Source organism: Aquaspirillum sp., from assembly GCF_055136605.1.
The window spans coordinates 1-19,963 of the sequence record NZ_JBSQVP010000056.1 but is presented as its reverse complement, the minus strand read 5'-3'; the positions used below and the strand labels follow the sequence as shown (position 1 = coordinate 19,963).

13 protein-coding genes, 1 tRNA gene and 2 pseudogenes are annotated in these 19,963 nt (G+C 51.6%); 9 read left to right on the top strand and 7 right to left on the bottom strand.

Annotated features, from left to right (window positions below):
• Positions 1-151: 151 nt before the first annotated feature.
• The 3 genes from ACTBZS_RS09650 to ACTBZS_RS09640 are packed head-to-tail and all read left to right on the top strand — an operon-like array spanning position 152 to position 2,898.
• Positions 152-832, top strand: a complete 681-nt coding sequence (locus ACTBZS_RS09650) for a sulfite exporter TauE/SafE family protein (protein WP_463043966.1) — start codon at positions 152-154, stop codon at positions 830-832.
• A 36-nt stretch (positions 833-868) separates the two neighbouring features.
• Positions 869-1,417, top strand: a complete 549-nt coding sequence (locus tag ACTBZS_RS09645; RefSeq protein WP_463043965.1) for a PAS domain-containing protein — start codon at positions 869-871, stop codon at positions 1,415-1,417.
• On the top strand, positions 1,414-2,898 hold the full coding sequence (locus ACTBZS_RS09640; protein WP_463043964.1) for a methyl-accepting chemotaxis protein: 1,485 nt from the start codon (positions 1,414-1,416) through the stop codon (positions 2,896-2,898). The genes ACTBZS_RS09645 and ACTBZS_RS09640 overlap by 4 nt, the downstream gene beginning before the upstream one ends.
• A gap of 53 nt (positions 2,899-2,951) precedes the next feature.
• On the opposite strand, the gene ACTBZS_RS09635 is transcribed toward ACTBZS_RS09640, so the two are convergent.
• Complete coding sequence (locus ACTBZS_RS09635) at positions 2,952-4,586, bottom strand: methyl-accepting chemotaxis protein (protein ID WP_463043963.1); 1,635 nt, start codon at positions 4,584-4,586, stop codon at positions 2,952-2,954.
• A gap of 324 nt (positions 4,587-4,910) precedes the next feature.
• Between ACTBZS_RS09635 and ACTBZS_RS09630 the strand changes: the two genes are divergently transcribed.
• The 3 genes and pseudogenes from ACTBZS_RS09630 (at position 4,911) to ACTBZS_RS09620 (ending at position 8,196) form a co-directional block, all read left to right on the top strand.
• Positions 4,911-5,129 carry a hypothetical protein gene (locus ACTBZS_RS09630; protein WP_022653956.1) on the top strand — a complete coding sequence of 73 codons (219 nt, stop codon included), beginning with the start codon at positions 4,911-4,913 and terminating at the stop codon, positions 5,127-5,129.
• A 91-nt stretch (positions 5,130-5,220) separates the two neighbouring features.
• Positions 5,221-6,542, top strand: a pseudogene (gene trhP / locus ACTBZS_RS09625) (prephenate-dependent tRNA uridine(34) hydroxylase TrhP).
• A gap of 19 nt (positions 6,543-6,561) precedes the next feature.
• A complete protein-coding gene (locus ACTBZS_RS09620) occupies positions 6,562-8,196 on the top strand; it encodes a Na/Pi cotransporter family protein (RefSeq protein ID WP_463043962.1) in 1,635 nt (544 codons plus the stop codon).
• 79 nt (positions 8,197-8,275) lie between these two features.
• Here the strand turns inward: ACTBZS_RS09620 and ACTBZS_RS09615 are convergent, their stop codons facing one another.
• The 4 genes from ACTBZS_RS09615 to ACTBZS_RS09600 all read right to left on the bottom strand — a co-directional run bounded on the left by ACTBZS_RS09615 (position 8,276) and on the right by ACTBZS_RS09600 (position 13,831).
• On the bottom strand, positions 8,276-10,552 hold the full coding sequence (locus ACTBZS_RS09615) for an NADP-dependent malic enzyme (RefSeq protein WP_460429497.1): 2,277 nt from the start codon (positions 10,550-10,552) through the stop codon (positions 8,276-8,278).
• Between the two features lie 215 nt (positions 10,553-10,767).
• A complete protein-coding gene (locus tag ACTBZS_RS09610) occupies positions 10,768-12,048 on the bottom strand; it encodes a TRAP transporter large permease (RefSeq protein ID WP_463043961.1) in 1,281 nt (426 codons plus the stop codon).
• Positions 12,049-12,051: 3 nt separating this feature from the next.
• Positions 12,052-12,750 (bottom strand): TRAP transporter small permease, encoded by a 699-nt coding sequence (locus tag ACTBZS_RS09605; protein WP_463043960.1) that lies wholly within the window; start codon positions 12,748-12,750, stop codon positions 12,052-12,054.
• An 82-nt stretch (positions 12,751-12,832) separates the two neighbouring features.
• Positions 12,833-13,831, bottom strand: a complete 999-nt coding sequence (locus tag ACTBZS_RS09600; protein ID WP_463043959.1) for a TRAP transporter substrate-binding protein — start codon at positions 13,829-13,831, stop codon at positions 12,833-12,835.
• A gap of 182 nt (positions 13,832-14,013) precedes the next feature.
• Between ACTBZS_RS09600 and ACTBZS_RS09595 the strand changes: the two genes are divergently transcribed.
• The 3 genes from ACTBZS_RS09595 to ACTBZS_RS09585 all read left to right on the top strand — a co-directional run bounded on the left by ACTBZS_RS09595 (position 14,014) and on the right by ACTBZS_RS09585 (position 18,183).
• Positions 14,014-16,014 (top strand): sensor histidine kinase, encoded by a 2,001-nt coding sequence (locus tag ACTBZS_RS09595; protein ID WP_463043958.1) that lies wholly within the window; start codon positions 14,014-14,016, stop codon positions 16,012-16,014.
• Positions 16,015-16,052: 38 nt separating this feature from the next.
• The gene (locus ACTBZS_RS09590; RefSeq protein ID WP_022653167.1) at positions 16,053-17,258 is read left to right on the top strand and encodes an amino acid aminotransferase; all 1,206 of its coding nucleotides are present in this window, start codon (positions 16,053-16,055) and stop codon (positions 17,256-17,258) included.
• A gap of 148 nt (positions 17,259-17,406) precedes the next feature.
• A complete protein-coding gene (locus ACTBZS_RS09585; protein ID WP_022653166.1) occupies positions 17,407-18,183 on the top strand; it encodes an enoyl-CoA hydratase-related protein in 777 nt (258 codons plus the stop codon).
• A 56-nt stretch (positions 18,184-18,239) separates the two neighbouring features.
• On the opposite strand, the gene ACTBZS_RS09580 is transcribed toward ACTBZS_RS09585, so the two are convergent.
• Positions 18,240-18,315: transfer RNA gene (locus tag ACTBZS_RS09580), tRNA-Asn, on the bottom strand.
• Between the two features lie 90 nt (positions 18,316-18,405).
• Positions 18,406-19,963 (bottom strand): annotated as a pseudogene (locus ACTBZS_RS09575) (hypothetical protein); the annotation flags it as partial.

Genomic DNA, 19,963 nt, shown 5'->3' with positions numbered 1-19,963 from the left:
TTCTTAACAAGATCTTAAAATTTTATTTTGCAATGCAACAACTTAACGCTATTTTTCACCAAAAATCGCGCATTGAATTAAAAAAAGTGCAGTGCAATAAAGTAACAGCCTAATTCAGCTAAAATATCGCTTTTGATAACAAAAAATCATTATGCCGGACACTCATCTCTTGGCGGTGTGGTTGGTTGGTTTTCTTGGTGGGGGGCACTGCGTCGGTATGTGTGGCGGCTTGGCCTCTGCTTTAATGATGCAGCTGCCACCACAACGCCGCGCTTGGCCCTATTTATTGGCTGTCAACAGTGGCCGATTGCTGTCTTACACCGCTGTTGGTGCGCTAGTCGGTGGTATTGGCGGTTTAGGGATTGCCAGCCTCAACAGCCTCGGTGTGCAATGGGGCTTATTCTTTTTTGCCCAGAGCTTATTATTTTTGCTGGGTTTATACCTTGCCGGTATCAATGGTTGGGTGGGTTATATTGAACGACTGGGTCGCCCCATCTGGCGTCGCCTACAGCCGTTGTTACACACCATTCTGCCCATCCGCCATCTTGGTCATGCGGTGATTGCCGGCGCATTATGGGGCTGGCTGCCCTGTGGCTTGGTTTATACTGCCAGCCTTTCTGCCCTCGCTACCGCCAGCCCACAGCAGGGCGCGCTGTTAATGTTGGCCTTTGGCCTCGGTACCTTGCCCAATTTACTGTTGATTGGCTGGTTTGCCGACAGTCTTCGCCACACCCTACAAAAAGCATGGGTTCGCCGCGTGGCAGGGCTGTCTATTTGCCTGTTAGCACTCTGGCAGTTAGTGAGTGCGCTACAACACCCACACCTGTTTTAATCCACCACCGATGTTTAAATTCGGGAGTCTTACACCGTGTCTCGCCCACCTATCACACTCAGCGGACAACTTATTAAAGTACCGACCCATCGTTTTATCGTCTCTAAATCAGACTTAAATGGCAATATCACCTATGCCAACCGTATGTTTATGGAGATTTCTGGTTATTCTGAGGCCGAATTATTAAACAATCCTCATAACATTATTCGCCATCCAGACATGCCAAAAGCACTGTTTGCCCATTTATGGAAAACCTTAAAAGCCGGTATGGAGTTTTTTGGTTATGTTAAAAATTGCTCAGCACAAGGTCATGGCTATTGGGTTTTTGCCCATATCGTGCAAGAGCGTGATGCAGACGACAATATCGTGGGCTATAGCTCATTTCGTCGGGGTGCCAGCGATGACGCCATCGCGGTGTTAGAACCGATGTATCAGAAACTGTTGCAACAAGAACGCGCAGTGGGCCCAGATGCGGCATGGAAACAATGGGAACAAGAATTAGCCACACAACAACATGACTACGAAAGCTTGATGTTAGCGCTTTATCAAAAAAGCCGTGGTCAACAGCAGAAAGCCAACCGATGATGACGACTCACTCTAGCCGCCGCATTGCACCGATTCCTTTCCTTCGTACCCAAGTCAATATTGCCCACAGTTTTTATGTGTTATCGAGCATAGCCATCGTTGTGTGGATGATTTGGCAATACCAAGCCCCAATTTGGCTGGTGCTCTATCCAATTATCTTGTTGCTGATTATTGTCCCCCACCGTATTTCTTTGCTGCGGGCGATTGCTACCCTGCGCGAAATGCACGAAACGCTTAAGCGTTGTAAAAAAGGGGAATTTCAACATCGCGTTACCGAAACAGTCGGCTTAGGTGAAGTGGGCAAGGTTGCGTGGGAACTGAACGAGTTTTTAGATCACGTTGAGGCCTATTTCCATGAGTCCGACTCGGCTTTCCGCCGTGTGTATGATAGCCAACGCGCACGGCCACCGATTACCGAGGGTTTAGTCGGTCAACCTAAAGCCTCGCTCGAAAACATTGGTGTCGCCGTGCAAGCAATTCGCGATAGCCAAAGTGAACAGGCACGTAACTCGCTGTTTTCACAGCTACATGAAATGAATTCGGCAAACTTGACGCAAAATTTGGTCACAACACAACGCGATTTAATGCAAATTAACCAGCATATCGAATCGACTTACCACATTGCCGAACACAATATCGCCGCTTCACAAACTAGCAATCAACAAGCGGAAGCGATGACTGAAAACATGCAGGTGATGATCACCGGTTTACGGGCGATTCATGAACGTGTGCAAGGCTTGGCTACCGATAGCAATGCCGTGATCCAAGCGCTGGGTACGATTACCGATATCGCCGAACAAACCAATTTATTGGCGCTCAATGCCGCAATTGAAGCAGCACGGGCGGGTGAAGCGGGGCGCGGGTTTGCGGTGGTGGCAGACGAAGTACGGCTGTTAGCGGAGCGCTCAAAACAAGCGGCCAACGGCATCAGCACCACCATCGAAGGCTTCACCGCCCGTACTGGCCATATCAGCAACGAATCACAACAAGCCGCCACCCAAGCCGACGCTTTACAAACGCGAGTACAAGCCTTCCGCGCCACGTTCAAAAATCTATCGACTTCCAGTCAACAAACGTTGGAACAGCTTTCGTATGCCCGTGACCGTGCCTTTGCCTCGTTAGCGAAGGTTGACCACATTGTGTATAAACAACGCGCCTACCTGACCATCCAAAACCCACAACAACACCAAGAAGAAGCCAAAGCAGTGGCCGTCGATCACCATAACTGCCGTTTGGGTAAATGGTATGAAGAAGGCGTTGGTAAACAACGCTTTGCAGGTACGCCGAGTTATAGCAAACTCGACCGCCCCCATAGCGCCGTACACAGCGGTGTGCATCGTGCCGTGCATTTAGCAGAAGGAGATTGGATGCACAATGCTGAGCAACGGACAGCGATTGTCGCCGCGATGCAGGGTGTCGAGCACGCCAGCGGTGAGGTGATTGAATTATTAGATCGTTTGGTTGACGAGCTACATGCTTGAGGACTCTCCCCTTGCTGGTGGATATTTTCCACTCCGCAAGGGGGAAACCGAGGTTAGACGGTGCGGAATTGACCAATCGCCTGTTCTAATACCGATGACAACTCGCGCAACTCCCCAGCCAATCGCGCCGCTTCACCTGCAGCATGATAATTTTCACTGCTCATCGAAGCGATGGTTTCAACATGGGTAGCGATTTGTTGGCTCGACTCGCGCTGTTCTTGCAAAGCTTGGGCAATATCCGCGATTTTTTCCATTGACTCGGTGTAGCTGGTGCGAATTTCGGTTAATGCTGAGGCGGTGCGTTTGGCCAAGGTTTCACCGTGAGCAATCAGTTCGTCCGCCTGCCGCATATTGTCCACCACTTGGCTGGTATCGCCTTGGACAGCACGGATTTTGACATCAATTTCTTGTGTGGCCGTGTTGGTACGTTCGGCCAATTTCCGCACCTCATCCGCCACTACTGCAAACCCGCGCCCGGCTTCACCTGCCCGTGCTGCTTCAATCGCGGCATTGAGCGCCAATAAATTGGTTTGCTCGGCAATCTCACGAATAATCATCACGATATTACCAATCTCGGTTGAACGCTGATCGAGCGTCGCCACCACATTGGCTGAACCCAATAAATGCTGTGCCGTGCGGCTGATTTCTTTTGCCGTTTGTTGTGCCAGTTGCTCACCCTCGGCGGCCGTGTCGTTCATATTACGCGCCCGCTGTTCTAAGGCATTGGCACTGTCTGTGACATGGCTAAAACTGACCGACAGTTGTTCAATGGCGGCAGCGGCACTCGAAGCTGCATCGGCCTGTTGTTCTGCGGTAGAAGACACTTGATTTGCCACACCCGATAAACCACCGGCAGAATCAGCCGCATGTTTTGCATTGTGGCCGGCTTCGGCAATCAAATTACGCATGTGTTGCACTAAGCGGTTAAAAGTCGCCGCCACCGTGCCAATTTCATTGCGACCCAAATCAGGGATGGTATGAGTCAGGTCACCGCTTTGCCCGACATGCGCCACCGCCTGTTGTAATACCGACAGTGGCCGATTGATAGAACGCACCATCACCCACTGCGCCAGCAAGCTAAACACCACCGCCACCGCTGCTAAGACAGCCAATACCAATAAAATCATCTCCGTACGCTGTGCTAATTCAGCTTGGCCTTGTTCCAGTTGGCGGTTGCTTTCGGCAACCGCTTTAGCCAGCGCCAACTCCATATCGCTCACTGCGCTTTTATACCAAGCCAGTTGCTGATTCAGGTTTTCCGCATCACCAATTTCACCGCTGGCCAAGCCGCGATAAATGGCCTCAATCCCTTTTACATAGGCTTCAAAACGCGATTGCAACAAAGTATCTGGGCGGCCATCGTCTTGTTTAAGTTGTAAGGTGGTTAAGGTTTGCTCGACTTTTTGCCGTTCGTTATCCCATGCTTTTTTCGCTTCATCGCGACGGCTAGACGTTGCATAATGAATCACGATGTCTTTTTCATGGGCACGAATGGCGCCGATATGTTGGCGTAAATCGCTGACAGCATGTAAGGTGGGCAAATGTGTCCGGCTGAGTTCATCAACCTCGTATTGCATCCGTTTCACCCCCAACCATGCCGCCACCGCCGTCACAATCAACAGTAACAACAGCAACAGCTGGCCCAGCGCCAAGCGGGTTTTAATAGAAATATCAGCAAGTAGGTTCATACACGGGACGTCCTCTGATCAAGAGAACACCATCGCGCCACGAAGTGTTGGACGCTGGCGGAAATGGTGCGGTAATAAAGGGTGAGAGATTGTAGCGATGAATAAGCAGGTTTTATTCCAGTTATACGCCACAAAACAAAAGATTTCCGCAAGATAGCCGATTTTTGTTTATACATTGCGCTAATTTTCATGGCTCATTTAGCATAAACAACTTTTTTGTATCGTGCACTGATAAATTTGATCTATATCAGTGCAAACCCGTAAGATACGGTGAGGTTTAACACTCATGTTTTGGCACTGAAATCATAAAAAATGAGAGACAACATGACTTTGCAATCGCGTTTGTTGCGCCTCAATCGCATCTGGTATGGCGCTTTATTGTTGCTGGCAAGTGTGGTGTTTGGATTGAGTTCAGCGGCATTACAAACCCCTGAATGGTCGCCGCATGGTGGCTGGCAAGTGTTGTGGGGCGGGCTGATGTTGTTGAGCTTTGCGCTACAACTGCTCGCGCTCGCCGGCTTGATGGTCAAACGCCGCCGCTAGCGGCTAATCGCTTGCTTTTACTGGTTTTTTTGTTGACGAGGCTATCGTGAATGATTAGCCTCTGCCTCTTTTTTTCTCAATGAGCTTTTCCATGTCTCGATCTCCCGAACTGTTATTACCCGCCGGTTCTCTCGACAAAATGCGCGCTGCCTATGATTTTGGTGCAGACGCCGTTTATGCCGGCCAACCCCGCTATTCTCTGCGCGCTCGCAATAACGAATTCAAATTAGAAGAACTGCAAACCGGCATCCGTGAAGCACATGAACGCGGCAAATTGTTTTATGTTGCCAGCAACTTATTGCCGCATAACAGCAAAATCAAAACCTATCTGGCGGACATGGCACCGGTGATTGCCATGAAACCCGACGCCTTAATCATGGCCGACCCCGGTTTAATTATGATGGTGCGCGAGAAATGGCCAGAAGTCCCGATTCATCTGTCAGTGCAAGCCAACACCGTCAACTATATGGGGGTGAAGTTTTGGCAAAAGCTCGGCATCAGCCGCATCATTCTGTCGCGTGAACTGTCGATTGGGAGCTTGAAGTGTTCGTTCACGGTGCGCTGTGCATTGCCTATTCTGGCCGCTGTTTGTTATCAGGTTATTTCAACCATCGCGACCCCAACCAAGGCACCTGCACCAACGCCTGCCGCTGGGATTACAAGGTACACGACACCACCGGCGATCAATCGGGCGATGTGGCACCGCAGGTTATTCGCTTTGACATGAACCAAGCATTGGAAGAAGCCAATCAAAGTTTTGCCGCCTGTGGTGGGGCAGAGCGTCATCCTTTGGCCGATAAAACCTATTTGCTTGAAGAAAGCAACCGCCCGGGTGAGCTAATGCCGATCATGGAAGATGAACACGGCACGTACATCATGAACTCAAAAGACCTCCGTGCGATTGAGCAAATCGAAAAATTGGTGGCCATTGGGGTGGATTCACTGAAAATCGAAGGCCGCACTAAGAGCTTGTATTACGTTGCCCGTACTGCACAAGCCTATCGCCGTGCCATTGATGATGCAGTGGCAGGCCGTCCGTTTGATGTGACGTTGTTGGCTGATTTAGAAGGACTGGCCAATCGTGGCTATACCCCGGGCTTCCTCGAACGTCATCAGACCCAAGATTATCAAAACTATTTATATGGTCATTCACAAGCGAAAAAGAGCCAATATGCCGGTGATGTGATTGGCGTGGATGAACAGGGCTTGGCGATTATCGAGGTGAAAAACCGCTTTGCCGTCGGTGATACCATCGAAGTGATTCACCCCGAAGGCAATCGGATGGTGCCATTACAGCAGTTATATAGCGGTAAAACGGGTGAGGCGATTGAAGTGGCCGCCGGTAATGGGATTCGCGTGAAAGCCAATCTGGGCCAACCTGTTGCAGGTGCTTTGCTGGCACGTTGCTTTTAAGTATTAGGAAAGAGGGCAAATGGCCGGTTTACAACTCGGGTATCTATTAGGTGGCATCGGTTTGTTTTTGTTGGGCATGACCTTAATGACCGATGGCCTAAAATTGGCAGTTGGGCCGGCCTTGGGTAAATGGCTGAAACGATGGACGGCAACGCGGGTGCGCGGTCTGTTTTTTGGCATTGGTGCCACCGCGTTGGTGCAATCCTCTACCGCTATCACCGTTGCCGCCATCGGCTTTGTCAATGCCGGTTTATTGCCCTTAAGCCAATCGCTTTGGGTATTTTTTGGCTCGAATGTTGGCACCACATTCACCGGCTGGTTAGTAGCGATTTTGGGATTCAAGATTAAACTTGATGCCGCTGCTTTGCCGCTGATTGGCCTTGGGATGTTATGCAAACTCACCGGCCCAGAAACGCGCCGAGGGGCATTAGGCGGTGCCGTGGCTGGTTTTGGGATTTTATTTCTCGGCATTGGCTTTTTACAGCAAGCTTTTGTTGCCGATAGCCGCAGCCTCGATCTGAGCCAATTATCGGGATATGGCTTCTGGTCGGTGTTGGCCTTTACGCTGGCAGGGATTGTGCTGACCGTGGTGATGCAAGCCTCGGCAGCCGTATTAGCGGTGGTGTTGACCTTGGCCGAAGCAGGGGTGTTACCGCTGAATGAAGCTGCCGCCGCCGTGATCGGTGCCAATATCGGCACCACCGCCACCGCCGTGTTAGCCGCCATCTCAGCCACACCCAATGCACAGCGCGCAGCCTTAGCGCATGTGATGTTTAATTTGTTGACGGGCATTATCGCGCTGGTGTTATTGCCAGCTTTATTACAACTGATTGCCAACATTCAACAATTGCTGGACTTGGCCCCTTCCCCCGCGATGAGCCTTGCGCTATTTCACACCTTGTTTAACTTACTTGGGGTGATATTGATGTGGCCGCTGACTGAACGCTTGGGCAAATTTTTAGCGCAGCGTTTCACCACTCAAGAAGAAGAGCAAGGTCGCCCCCGCTATATCGACCGCAACGTGGCCGCCGTTCCATCGTTGGCTGTTGATGCGTTATATCGGGAGGTGATTCGTTTGGGAGGCATGTGCTTGCAGCAAACCCAAGCCATCTACCACCCCACCCATGTTGCCAATCCGCCGCTTAAGCTGGATGCAGTGCCGATGTTGTCGCAAAGCATTGTCGATTTTGTGAATACAGTAAATCAGCATGTGATGCCACAAGACACATCGCGCCATCTGGCCGCCTTGTTGCGTATCCACCGTTACTACGAGGTCTGTTATGAGTTGGTGCGCGAGGCCACACCCTTACGGCCTCATGTCGCCAAACTCGCCGCCACACCGAATCCGCTGTATCACGATCATTTGTTGCCGTGGCTAGAGCAAGTCGGCTGTGTCCTACAACAACTTGACCCCACGCAAGCGGATTTTCTCGAGCGCCCGATTGCTGGCATTGAGGCAATCGAGGAAGGGTATCAAACCCTGAAAGCCTATTTGTTAGAACAGGGGGCATCGGGGGGATTAAGTGTAGAGAAAATGGATGAGCTCATTCGTTATTGCAGCGATTTGCGCCGCTTGTTAAAACAAGCCCACAAAGCCGCCCACACCTTAAATAGCGTTCATCCACATCAAGAAAACGCACCGCAATTTGCTTAAACCGTGTCAACCTTGAATCAACGACATAAAAAAACGGGGCTAATTTAGCCCCGTTTTTCTTGCATCAACCCAATAACAATCAGCTATTGTTTTGCGCCCCGACAGCAGCCAAGGCCACCATGTTCACAATACGACGTACCGAGGAAATTGCGGTAACGATATGAACAGGTTTCGCTGCACCCATCAAGATTGGCCCGATGGTGACGCCGTCGGCAGCCGATACGCGCAACAAGTTGTAGCTGATATTAGCCGCTTCAACATTCGGCATAATCAACAAGTTGGCACTGCCTTTTAAGGTATTGGAAGGCAATGCCTCGTTGCGGATATGTTCAATTAAGGCAGCATCGCCTTGCATCTCACCGTCCACTTCCAAGTTTGGCAACCGTTCTTGAATCAGATCCAACGCCTCACGCATTTTGCTGGCCGAGTCACTGTCGCTGCTACCAAAGTTAGAATGCGACAACAACGCTGCTTTTGGCACGATACCGAATTTCTTCATTTCGGTGGCGGCCAATTCGGTAATGTCGGCGATTTGTTCAGCCGTCGGATTCGGATTGACATAGGTATCCGCGATAAAGATGTTCCCTGTTGGCAACATCAACGCATTCATCGCGGCTAAGGTTTTCACCCCTTCTTTCATTCCAATCACATCTTTGATATAGCCCAGATGTAAGTGGTAATGACCGAAGCTACCGCACACCATCGCATCCGCTTCGCCTTTACGAATCAACAACGCACCAATCAAGGTTGTACGGCGGCTGACTTCGCGGCGGGCGACTTCTGCCGACACACCACGGCGTTTCATGATTTCGTAGTAGTCAGTCCAGTATTCTTTGAAACGAGGGTCGTTTTCGTTGTTGACCAGTTCAAAGTCAATGCCGGGGCGAATCTTCAAGCCTAAGCGGTCAATCCGGCTTTGCACCACCGAAGGACGACCAATCAGGATAGGGAAGGCCAAACCTGTCGAAACAATTTCTTGGGTTGCGTGCAGGATGCGCTCATCTTCACCTTCCGCCAACACCACCCGTTTTTTATCCGCTTTTGCCGCAGCAAACACCGGTTTCATAAACAGGTTGGTTTTGTAAACGTACTGTGTCAGCTTATCGACATAGCTATCGAAATCGGCGATAGGACGTGTGGCCACGCCGGAATCCATCGCTGCTTTGGCTACCGCAGGGGCGATTTGAATAATCAAACGTGGGTCGAACGGTTTTGGAATCAGATATTCCGGGCCAAATTTCAGTTCTTGGTTTTCGTACGCACTGGCCACCACATCGCTTTGCTCAGCCATCGCCAAATCAGCAATCGCACGCACACACGCCAATTTCATTTCTTCATTGATGGTGGTAGCGCCAACATCCAACGCCCCACGGAAGATGAACGGGAAGCACAAGACATTGTTAACTTGGTTAGGATAATCAGAACGGCCAGTACCGATAATGGCATCAGGGCGCACTTCTTTCACCAACGGCGGCAGAATTTCTGGCTCGGGGTTGGCCATTGCCAAGATCAGCGGATGTGCAGCCATGCTCTTGACCATGTCTTGGGTCACCAATTTTGGCCCCGACAAGCCCATGAAAATGTCTGCACCAACCATGGCATCGGCTAATTTACGTTGGCCGTTGTCAACAATCGCATAGCGTTGTTTCGACTCGTCCATCTTTTCATCGCGGCCTTGGAAAATCACGCCTTTTGAATCACAGACGGTGACGTTAGTACGCTGCACACCCAAGGCAACCAATAAATCCAAACATGCAATTGCCGCTGCACCCGCGCCAGAACACACCACGCGCACATTGCCAATTTCTTTGTTGACCAAGCGCAGGCTGTTTAATACTGCCGCCGCTGCCACAATCGCGGTACCGTGTTGGTCATCGTGAAACACCGGAATATTCATGCGTTCACGGCATTTTTTCTCGATGTAAAAACACTCGGGGGCTTTGATGTCTTCGAGGTTGATCCCGCCAAAGGTCGGTTCAAGGGCACAAATGATGTCAACCAGTTTGTCTGGGTCGTTTTCATCGACTTCTAAGTCGAACACGTCGATCCCAGCAAACTTTTTAAACAGCACCCCTTTCCCTTCCATCACTGGCTTACCTGCCAAGGGGCCGATATTACCCAAGCCCAACACGGCAGTGCCGTTGGAAATCACTGCCACTAAGTTGCCGCGTGCGGTCAGGGTGTTGGCTTCGGCAGGGTCTTCAACAATCGCTTCACACGCTGCTGCCACGCCGGGGGAATAGGCCAGTGCCAAGTCGCGCTGAGTCGCTAAGGGTTTGGTGGGGGCAACTTGAATTTTGCCACCCGTGGGAAAACGGTGATATTCCAGCGCGCTCTGACGCAATTGCTCGTCCATTCGGAACTCCTAGGTTTCTTCTCTGATTGATTGTGGGAGGAAGACTTATTATGTTGGTATACGCGATTCGGTCGCTGCAGCAAGAGGCCGGATTATAGCCCTGTCAGATTATTGCTGCAGGCCGATGGCGCAGGTTTGCAAAAGCATGACGCGACTTTAGACTGAAAAAAACGCATCTGGCTGCGTGCAAGATGCGTTTTTTGGCAGAAAGTTGCTTACATACCTAACATATTTGGCAACCACAACGAAATAGCAGGGACGTAGGTAATCAACATCAAGTAACCAATCATCACCAAAATCCACGGGGCGCAGGCCTTGGTCACATCAGTTAAGCCCATTTTTGCAATCCCAGAGGCCACATAGAGATTTAATCCAACCGGTGGGGTAATCATGCCGATTTCCATATTCACGGTCATGATAATCCCAAGGTGAATCGGGTCGATGCCTAATGCCATCGCAACAGGGAACAAAATCGGTGCGGTAATCAACAACACCGAAGACGGCTCCATAAAGTTACCTGCCAACAGCAACAACAAGTTCACCACCAACAAGAACATCCACGGGCTCAACCCCATGTGGTTAATCCAGTCGGCTAAGTTTTGTGGGATGTTTTCACTGGTCAACAAGAACGAGAACAACACTGCGTTGGTGATGATATACAACAACATCGCCGACATATTGGCCGAATCTAACAACACCTTCGGCACTTGTTTCCAGCCCAAATCTTTGTAAATAAACAAGGCGACGATAAAGGCATACACCGCACTCATCGCAGCAGCTTCCGTTGCGGTGAAAATACCGGAATAAATCCCGCCAATCACCACCACAATCAACAACAAGCCCCAAATCGATTCGCGTAAAGCCGCTAAACGCTGACTCCAGCTGGCTTTAGCCATCCGTGGATAATTGCGTTTTTTCGCCACAAACCATGTCACACCCAACAACACCGCCGCCAACAACAACCCCGGCACAATACCGGCAATAAACAATTTACCAATCGAGCTGTTGGTCGAAACGGCGTAGATCACCATCACAATCGAAGGCGGAATCAAAATTCCCAAACCACCAGCGGTCCCGATCACCCCAACACCAAACGATTTTGGATAACCTTGTTTCACCATCGCAGGCAATAAAATCGAGCCAATTGCCACCACGGTTGCCGGAGATGAACCGGACACCGCGGCAAACAAAGCACACGCCACCACACCGGCCAGCGCCAAACCACCGTGCCAATGTCCGACCATCGAGCTGGCAAAGTTAATCATCCGCCGCGCCACACCACCGTGGGTGAGGAAATTACCGGCCAAGATAAAAAACGGAATCGCCATGATTTCGAATTTTTCGATGCCGGTGAACAGCTTTAACGCCACCGATTCAATCGGTACCTCGGTCATGGTGAACAAGAAAGTCAGCACCGTCAGGCCGAGGGAAATCGAAATCGGCATCCCTGTCAGCATCAACACTGCCAACAAGGCAAAAATAATCATGCCATTCATGGTTTAGCCTCCGGTTTTCTTGTTCTTATTGTGTTGCAATGTTTCAGGATGCCCAGCATGAGCGTGTTCGATTTCTTCTGCTGCTTCAATCGCTTCGCCAACGGTGGTAGGCACTTCCTCTTCTAAACCATCGACATGACCATGATCGTGATGAGGCAATTCGCCGGTGCGTAAAAACTCAACGAACACTTGCATAAAGCGGAAACACATCAGATAAGAACCGAGGGGGATGGCCATATAAACAATCCATGTCGGCCATTCCAAATCGGGGGTGACGGGGCCTTCGTAGATATCGACCACTTCCATACCAAAGGTGGTCAACACCGCATAATTCATCCCGTTATGCCATACAAAATGGCTGCCGAGGGAACCGACAATAAAGGTAAATAAAGCACCAGCGGCTAACCCTAACAACACAAATTTATTACGCAGGGGGGTGCTTAATTTATTGATCAACACATCCACACCGACGTGAATACCCGTCCGCACACCATAGGCAGCGCCGAATTTCGCCATCCACACAAACATCAAAATACACAGCTCTTGCGCCCATGCGAGGTTGATACCCGCAGCAAACTCACCAAACATTTCCGTGGTCGCGGCAAAACGGTGTACAACCGAAACGAAGATAATCACGGTGGCCAACGCAATCAGCGTCGCCACCAGTGTCTCTTCTAACCGGTTGAGTAATTTCATCAACATGATAACAACTCCGAAAAAAACGCCCGTTGGTCATGGCTTAACTACCGACACGACAGCAACAGGCGTTTTGCGACAGGGAGGATTACTGTGCAGTAAATCCAGTCTCTTTGTAGATCGACTGAATCAAATCAGCTCCGATCCGGCTTTCCATTTTCTTGTGCACCGGCACTAATGCCGCTTTCAATGCCGCTTTCTCAGCTGGGGTTGGGGTATAAACCGTGGTTTTGCCCGATTTCTTCACCGACTCGAGATCACGCAGGTTTTGTTGTTCTGCAATTTGGTTAGCGTATTTCGTTGCATCAACCATTGCACCTTCTAAGGTGGTACGCACATCCGCTGGCAAACCGTCCCAGAATTTCTTATTCACAATCACCGCATAACCTAAATAGCCGTGGTTAGACAGCGTCAGGTGTTTTTGCACTTCGTGCATTTTTTGGGTGTAGAAGTTAGAAATCGGGTTTTCGGTGCCATCTACCACGCCAGTTTGCAAGGCTTGGTACACTTCGGAGAACGCCATCACTTGTGGCAAGGCACCCAAGGCGCGCACTTCTTCTTCCAATACTTTGGAAGATTGAATCCGCATCTTCAGGCCTTTGAAATCAGCAGGTGCTTTCAAAGGTTTGTTGGCCGAGAAAGCTTTGAAGCCGTTATCCCAAAACGCTAAGCCAGTGATACCTTTGGTTTGCAATTTACCCAACAGTTGTTTACCGACTGGGCCTTCGGTGACTTTATGCAGGTCTTTGTAATCGTCAAAGATGTAAGGTAAATCGAAGACTTCGAATTCTTTCACCCCCAACGGGCCAAATTTGGCCAAGCTTGGTGCCAACATTTGCACTGCGCCCAATTGCAAGGCTTCCAGTTCTTCTTTGTCTTTATAGAGCTGGCTGTTTGGGTAAACTTGCACTTTCACTTTACCCTTGGTGCGTTCTTCAGCCAGCTTTTTGAAATGTTCAGCGGCTTTGCCTTTTGGCGTATCTTGGGCCACCACATGGCTAAATTTGATGACAATTTCAGATGCCATCACCATCGGTGAAGCCAACACGCCAACGGCCAAGGCCAGTGCACTTAATTTGAATTTCATCTTGCGTTCTCCTCTGTGACATTTTGTTGTGAGATAGCTCAACCTTAGCTTGCTCTTGCCATGCCCGCTATTAGGGAATTCCGCATTAGGGAAAACCCTAATTAAGCACTATCGTGATACCGAGACCGCGCAAAATGGGCCATGATGGGCACAGCCATGAAGCACGAGAAAGCAAAATCGCGATGAGAAAGCCATTAACAGGGCGTTGGTTATGGTGGGGGCCAGCCTTTGCCGTAGTGGGGTTGTTGGTATTGTTCAGTTTGCTGATCGCCCTAATTTATCGCGATACCCAAGACGAACGGCGTGATGGGCTGATTCAAGATATTTTGTGGCTGGAACAAACCTTGCGCCTCCATTTCCAAAGCCATCAAGATTGGGCGGCGGCGGTGGCGCAAGACCTTGCTCGTGACAATATCAATGCCGTGCATTTCAAATCTGCTGCCCGTTTGTTGCTACGGGAAAACCGCGAACTGGTACAAGTCGATTATCTCGACCCCAAACACCAATTGATTTGGCACGTCAGCCGCGTCAGTGATGAAATCACCGCCAACGACAGCGCCAGCGAATTTGCCCAACAAGATGCCCTCAATAGTGGTCGCAAAATGCGTAGCGCCGCCTACAGCACGCTCTATTTACCCAGCAAACGGCCTATGGTGGATATGGTGATGCCGATGTATCGCCAAGGGGAATACGCTGGTGCCGTCCGGCTGACCTATGCCCTCAATGGGTTGCTCTACCATCATGTGCCGTGGTGGATTGCGCAAAAATATCAAATTAGCATCGTCAATCTCGATGGCACGGTGTTAGCCAGTAAATTCAATATTGGCGAACGTGCCGCCGCCCTGAGCCATGAAATTGACTTCACTCCACCCGGACATGGTCTACGCCTACGCGCCACCGCTTATCGTGTGGGGTTGGGGCTGAGCTTGCCCTTATTAGGCGGGGGGATGTTGTTATCCTTGGTCTTTCTGCTGTTGAGCCTGTGGCGTGTGCGGCAACATATCCGCCATCGGCAGCAGGTCGAAGCCCATTTACGGGCAGAAATGGAATTGCGCGCCGCCATCGAAGACACCATGCAAAATGGTTTATTGGTTTTAGATGAACAGGGACGAATTGTGCGGGTGAACCGCGCCTTAGGTGATATGCTGGGGTATAGCCAAACCGAACTGATTGGCGATGCCCCTCCTTATCGTTTTGTTCATCCAGAACAATATCCTGCTTGGCACAGCGCGCTGAATGCCATTCAAGCTGGTGAAGTGCCAAAATTTGGTTTTGAATTGCGCTGTCAACATCGGCAAGGCGAGGCACTCGATATTCGTCTGTATGCCGCCCCGCTCCCACCACAAAGTCGTGGCCGAGGGGTGTGGTTGGCATCGTGTTATGACATCACCGAATTAAAACGTAAACGGGAGGCAATTCAGCTGGCGCATAGTCGCTTAGAAAATACCGCCCGTTTGGTGGCATTGGGCGAAATGGCATCGAGTTTGGCGCATGAGCTTAACCAGCCTTTGGCTGCAATCACCACGTATTCCAAAGGTTCGCTGCGGCTATTAGAACAAGAAGCAGGCCATACTAAACTGCGTGAACCGTTGGAAAAAATGGTGGCGCAATCACAACGGGCAGCGGATATGATTCGTGGCATTCGGGGATTTGTGAAAAAACGGGCGCCCCGTTTGCAACTCAGCGAGCCGGCCCGTGTCATTCAATCGGCGTTAACCCTGACCCACTCCTTGCTCACTGAACGAAAAGTGCAAGTTGACACTCGATTGGATGCCGTTCCTGCCTTAGAAATGGATCCGGTGTTAATTGAACAAGTGTTAGTGAATCTATTACGCAATGCCATTGATGCGGTCAGTGCAACAGCACAACAGGAACGGCGGGTGCATGTTGCCAGTTATGTCGAGGCCGACCATTGGCGAGTTGAAGTCGCAGACAATGGCCCTGGGTTGAGCGCAGAAGCGCGTCAACAACTGTTCACCCCGTTTTTCACCAGTAAAGAAGAAGGCATGGGGATGGGGTTAAATATCTGTCGGTCGATTATTGAACACCACCGTGGTCAATTTGCTTTGTATGACCTCGATTGCTTACCTGCTTGTGGTTTCAGGGGCGCCTGTTTTTATTTCACCTTGCCGCTGCAAGCAAACACCACCGAGCCATGCCAAAGCACAGCAACGGCATGTTAAAATTATTTTTTGCCCACCCCTTTTGGAGTAAAACCTGAATGAGCGCCTCTTTGTTTGCCGCCGTCGAAATGGCCCCTCGCGATCCTATCCTCGGCTTAACCGAAGCGTTTAATGCCGATACCCGCAGCACCAAAGTCAATTTGGGCGTGGGCGTGTATTACGACGACAACGGCAAAATTCCGCTGTTGGCCGCCGTCAAAACCGCCGAAGAAGCGCGTCTGAAAGCCGCCCCACCGCGTGGCTATCAGCCTATCGAAGGCAATGCTGCCTACAACACTGCCGTGCAAAATCTGTTATTTGGCACAGGTTCTGAATTGGCAACATCTGGCCGTGTGGTAACGGCGCAGGCACTTGGTGGCACCGGTGCCCTGAAAATTGGTGCAGATTTCCTCAAACGCTTAAACGCTGATGCCACCGTGTATATCAGTGATCCTTCTTGGGAAAATCACCGCGCTTTGTTTGAAGCTGCTGGTTTCCCTGTTGATACCTACCCCTACTACGATGCTGAGACCCGTGGTGTGAACTTTGAAGGCATGAAAGCCAAATTGTTGGCGATGGCCCCCGGTTCGGTGGTGATTCTGCATGCTTGCTGCCACAACCCAACCGGCGCCGATTTAAGCGATGCCCAGTGGGATGAAGTGGTTGAGGCTTGCCGTGAGCGTGGTTTAGTGCCGTTCTTAGACATGGCTTACCAAGGTTTTGCGGATGGTATCGACGCGGATGCTGTGGCCGTGCGTGCTTTCTCGGCATCGGGCTTACAATTCTTTGTGTCTAGCTCGTTCTCGAAGAGCTTCTCTTTGTATGGTGAGCGTGTCGGTGCCTTGTCGATTATCACCGCTGATAAAGAAGAAGCCGGCCGCGTGTTGTCGCAGCTGAAACGCGTCATTCGTACTAACTACTCCAACCCACCCATTCACGGTGGTGCAGTGGTGGCTGCGGTGTTGGGTAGCAGCGAACTGCGTCAAATGTGGGAAGATGAATTAGCCGGTATGCGTGATCGTATCCGTGCCATGCGTAGCAGCTTGGTCGAAAAACTGGCGGCTAAGGGCGTGAATCAAGACTTCTCGTTCGTGGTGAAACAACGCGGCATGTTCTCGTACACCGGTTTAACCTCGGCACAAGTCGATGTGTTACGCAATGAATTTGGCATCTATGCCGTCGGCACTGGCCGCATTTGCTTGGCTGCTTTGAATAGCAACAACATCGATGCGGTGGCTGACGCTATCGCCGCTGTCGTGAAATAATTTTTCACTCGCGCAGTCATCACACCGCCGGCATAGTCTGGCGGTGTTTTTTTATGCAAAACAAGGCGACAACGCCGAAAAAATACACTATGTAGAGAAAGGAGCCTTTGTTTAGATTCGCCATTTGCTTTTGAGAGGAGTTGACGCCATGCCTAGTTATTTTTCTCGCCAAGCGTATTTCAACGATACGGTGATGCTCACGCTGACTCATGGCCATGCCAATACGTGGACACTTGATGTCATCCACGCCTTTCAACAGCAGTTAAGCGAGTTACAACACCAGATTAGCGAACCCGATGCACCGTGGCGGGTGTTGATTATTACTGGCGCGGGTGAACGCTATTTCTCGGCGGGTGCCGACCTCGATCAGTTGGCACAACAAAACCAAAGCGAGCGTCAAGCAAGCCATGCCGCTTTTGCTGAGTTATTACAACAACTGTTGCAATTCCCCCTGCCAACGATTGCCGCTATCAATGGCTATGCACTGGGTTGGGGATTAGATTGGGCATTGGCGTGTGATGTCTGTGTTGCAGAAACACCGGCCCGCTTAGGCTATCCCGAAGTCACCCACGGTTTAACGCCCTATTTTGCTTCGGCCTTACTGGCTAGGCGGGTCAGTCCCATTTGGCAACAACGTTTGATGATCAGTGGACAAACAATCAGCAGCCAGATGGCGCAACACATTGGGCTGATTGAAGAGAAAGTGGAGAGCGGGTGCGCCAAAATTGCCGCACTGAGCTTGGCACAAGAATGGCGGCAAGGTGCACCGCATTTACAGCGCCAGCTCAAACAACAATCGCTCAACACCATGCCTGCGTTTCACCTGCTGTTTAATGCGTGGCCTGAATCACCACAAGAGGCAGAACAAGGCCTGCAAGCTTATCAGCAAAGGATGGCACCGTGGTGGCGGGAAACAGACGATTAAAGCCATCACCGCACAAAACAAAAACCCCAGTCGTTGCTGACTGGGGTTGGTGTTCTTGGCTCCTCGACCTGGGCTCGAACCAGGGACCTACGGATTAACAGTCCGGCGCTCTACCGACTGAGCTATCGAGGAACATATGCGTTGCATCGAGGAGGCGAATAATAGAGTAACCCGCCTCCGCTGTCAACAGGGGATCAACAAAAAGTTCATCCCCTTTTTCGCTTAGCCTTGCGTTTCGACTTGCACCAACGGTGTGGCAGTTGTCGCGGCAGCGTTTGGACGCGCCACATCGCGGCGGCGCACCATATTTGCCGGTACAGGCTCAACCATCACCACAGCAGGCGCAACCGAGGTTTCCACTTGCTGCAAGGCAGCAGGCGCACTGGCCGAGGCAGGTGCCGTAAACCATTGTGCTCGAGCTGCACGCCAGCCAGCGGTAGGTGCTGGTGCAACAGGCTCCGGCATTGCCTCAACCGCCGCAACAGCTGCCACAGGTGTATTGACCGCTTCTGGGACCGTCACTGCTGCAACTGTCTCAACCTCCACCACCGGCTGGGGTTCGCTGACCTCGGCAACCACTGATGCCACAGGTTCAATCACCGCAGGTGTCTCCATCACAACCGGCGTGACAACCTCTACCGGAGCCGGTGCGGGAACCGGTGCAGGCAGTGGCTGTTCCACCATTGGGGTAGATTCCACCACCACAGGGGCAGGCGCAACAACAACGGGAGTAGATTCAACTTGCGTTGCCACCGGTGTCGTTTCAATTTGCGCCATCACAGGAGCCGCTACCACAACCGCAGGCGGCGTAGGTTCGACAACCACGGCCGGCGCGGTTTCTACTACCGGCGGCGTTACCACAGGCTCAACCACGGCAACAGGGGCAGGGGCTTCCTCTACTGCTGGGGGTAAATCAGCCGTGGTGCTCATCACCGGAGCCGGCGCTGCAACAACTTCAGCCACAGGGGTAGGGACGGGCACGGGCACGGGCACGGGCACGACAACCGGAGCGGGTTCAACCACAGGCGCCACAACGGGTGTCGCGACCACTGGAGCAGGTGCAGGTGCTGCCGGCGCGGCTTCAACCACAGTCGGTGCCGCCACCACGTTAGTCGGCACAACGGGGGCTGTTGCCACCACCGGCGTTGCCGCAGATTCTTCAGCCGCCACCGCAGTTTGGTTTTGTGCATCGTCACGACGCTCACCACGGCGATTACGACGGCGACGGTTTGGCCGTTCGCGTGTTTCGTCAACCCGTTCTTCATGCTCTGGTGGCAAATCGGCAGTGGTCATGGCCATCATCGGCGCAGGGGCAGGTGTTGCCACCGCTTCAGGTGCGGTATTAGCAGCTTGAGCCGCTGGCGCAGGGTTAGGCTCACGACGAGGACGACGACGTTCGCGTGGCGCCTCCACCATATCGGCCGCTTCTTGCTCGACTCGTGGTGCGCGACGGTCAGTTTGACGTGGTTCACGCGGTTCTTTGGTCTCTTGCGGCGTACGACTTTCGATAGCAGGAGAAGGTGGCCGACGGCGTGATTCGCGCGTTGGTTCTTCTGCTACTGGCGCAGCGACGGGACGCTCTGGCCGTGGTGGGCGGGCGGTAGGCGCTGGACGACGAGGCTCTCGGCGGGGCGGCGGCTCGCGCTTCACCGGCTCGGCCACGGGGGGTGCAGCCACAACAGGAGTCGGTTCAGGCGTACCTTTGAACCATGCCACAATCCGATCAATCAAACCCATTGGCCGTGCAACAGGCGCAGGGGTGGGCGCAGGTGCGGGGGCG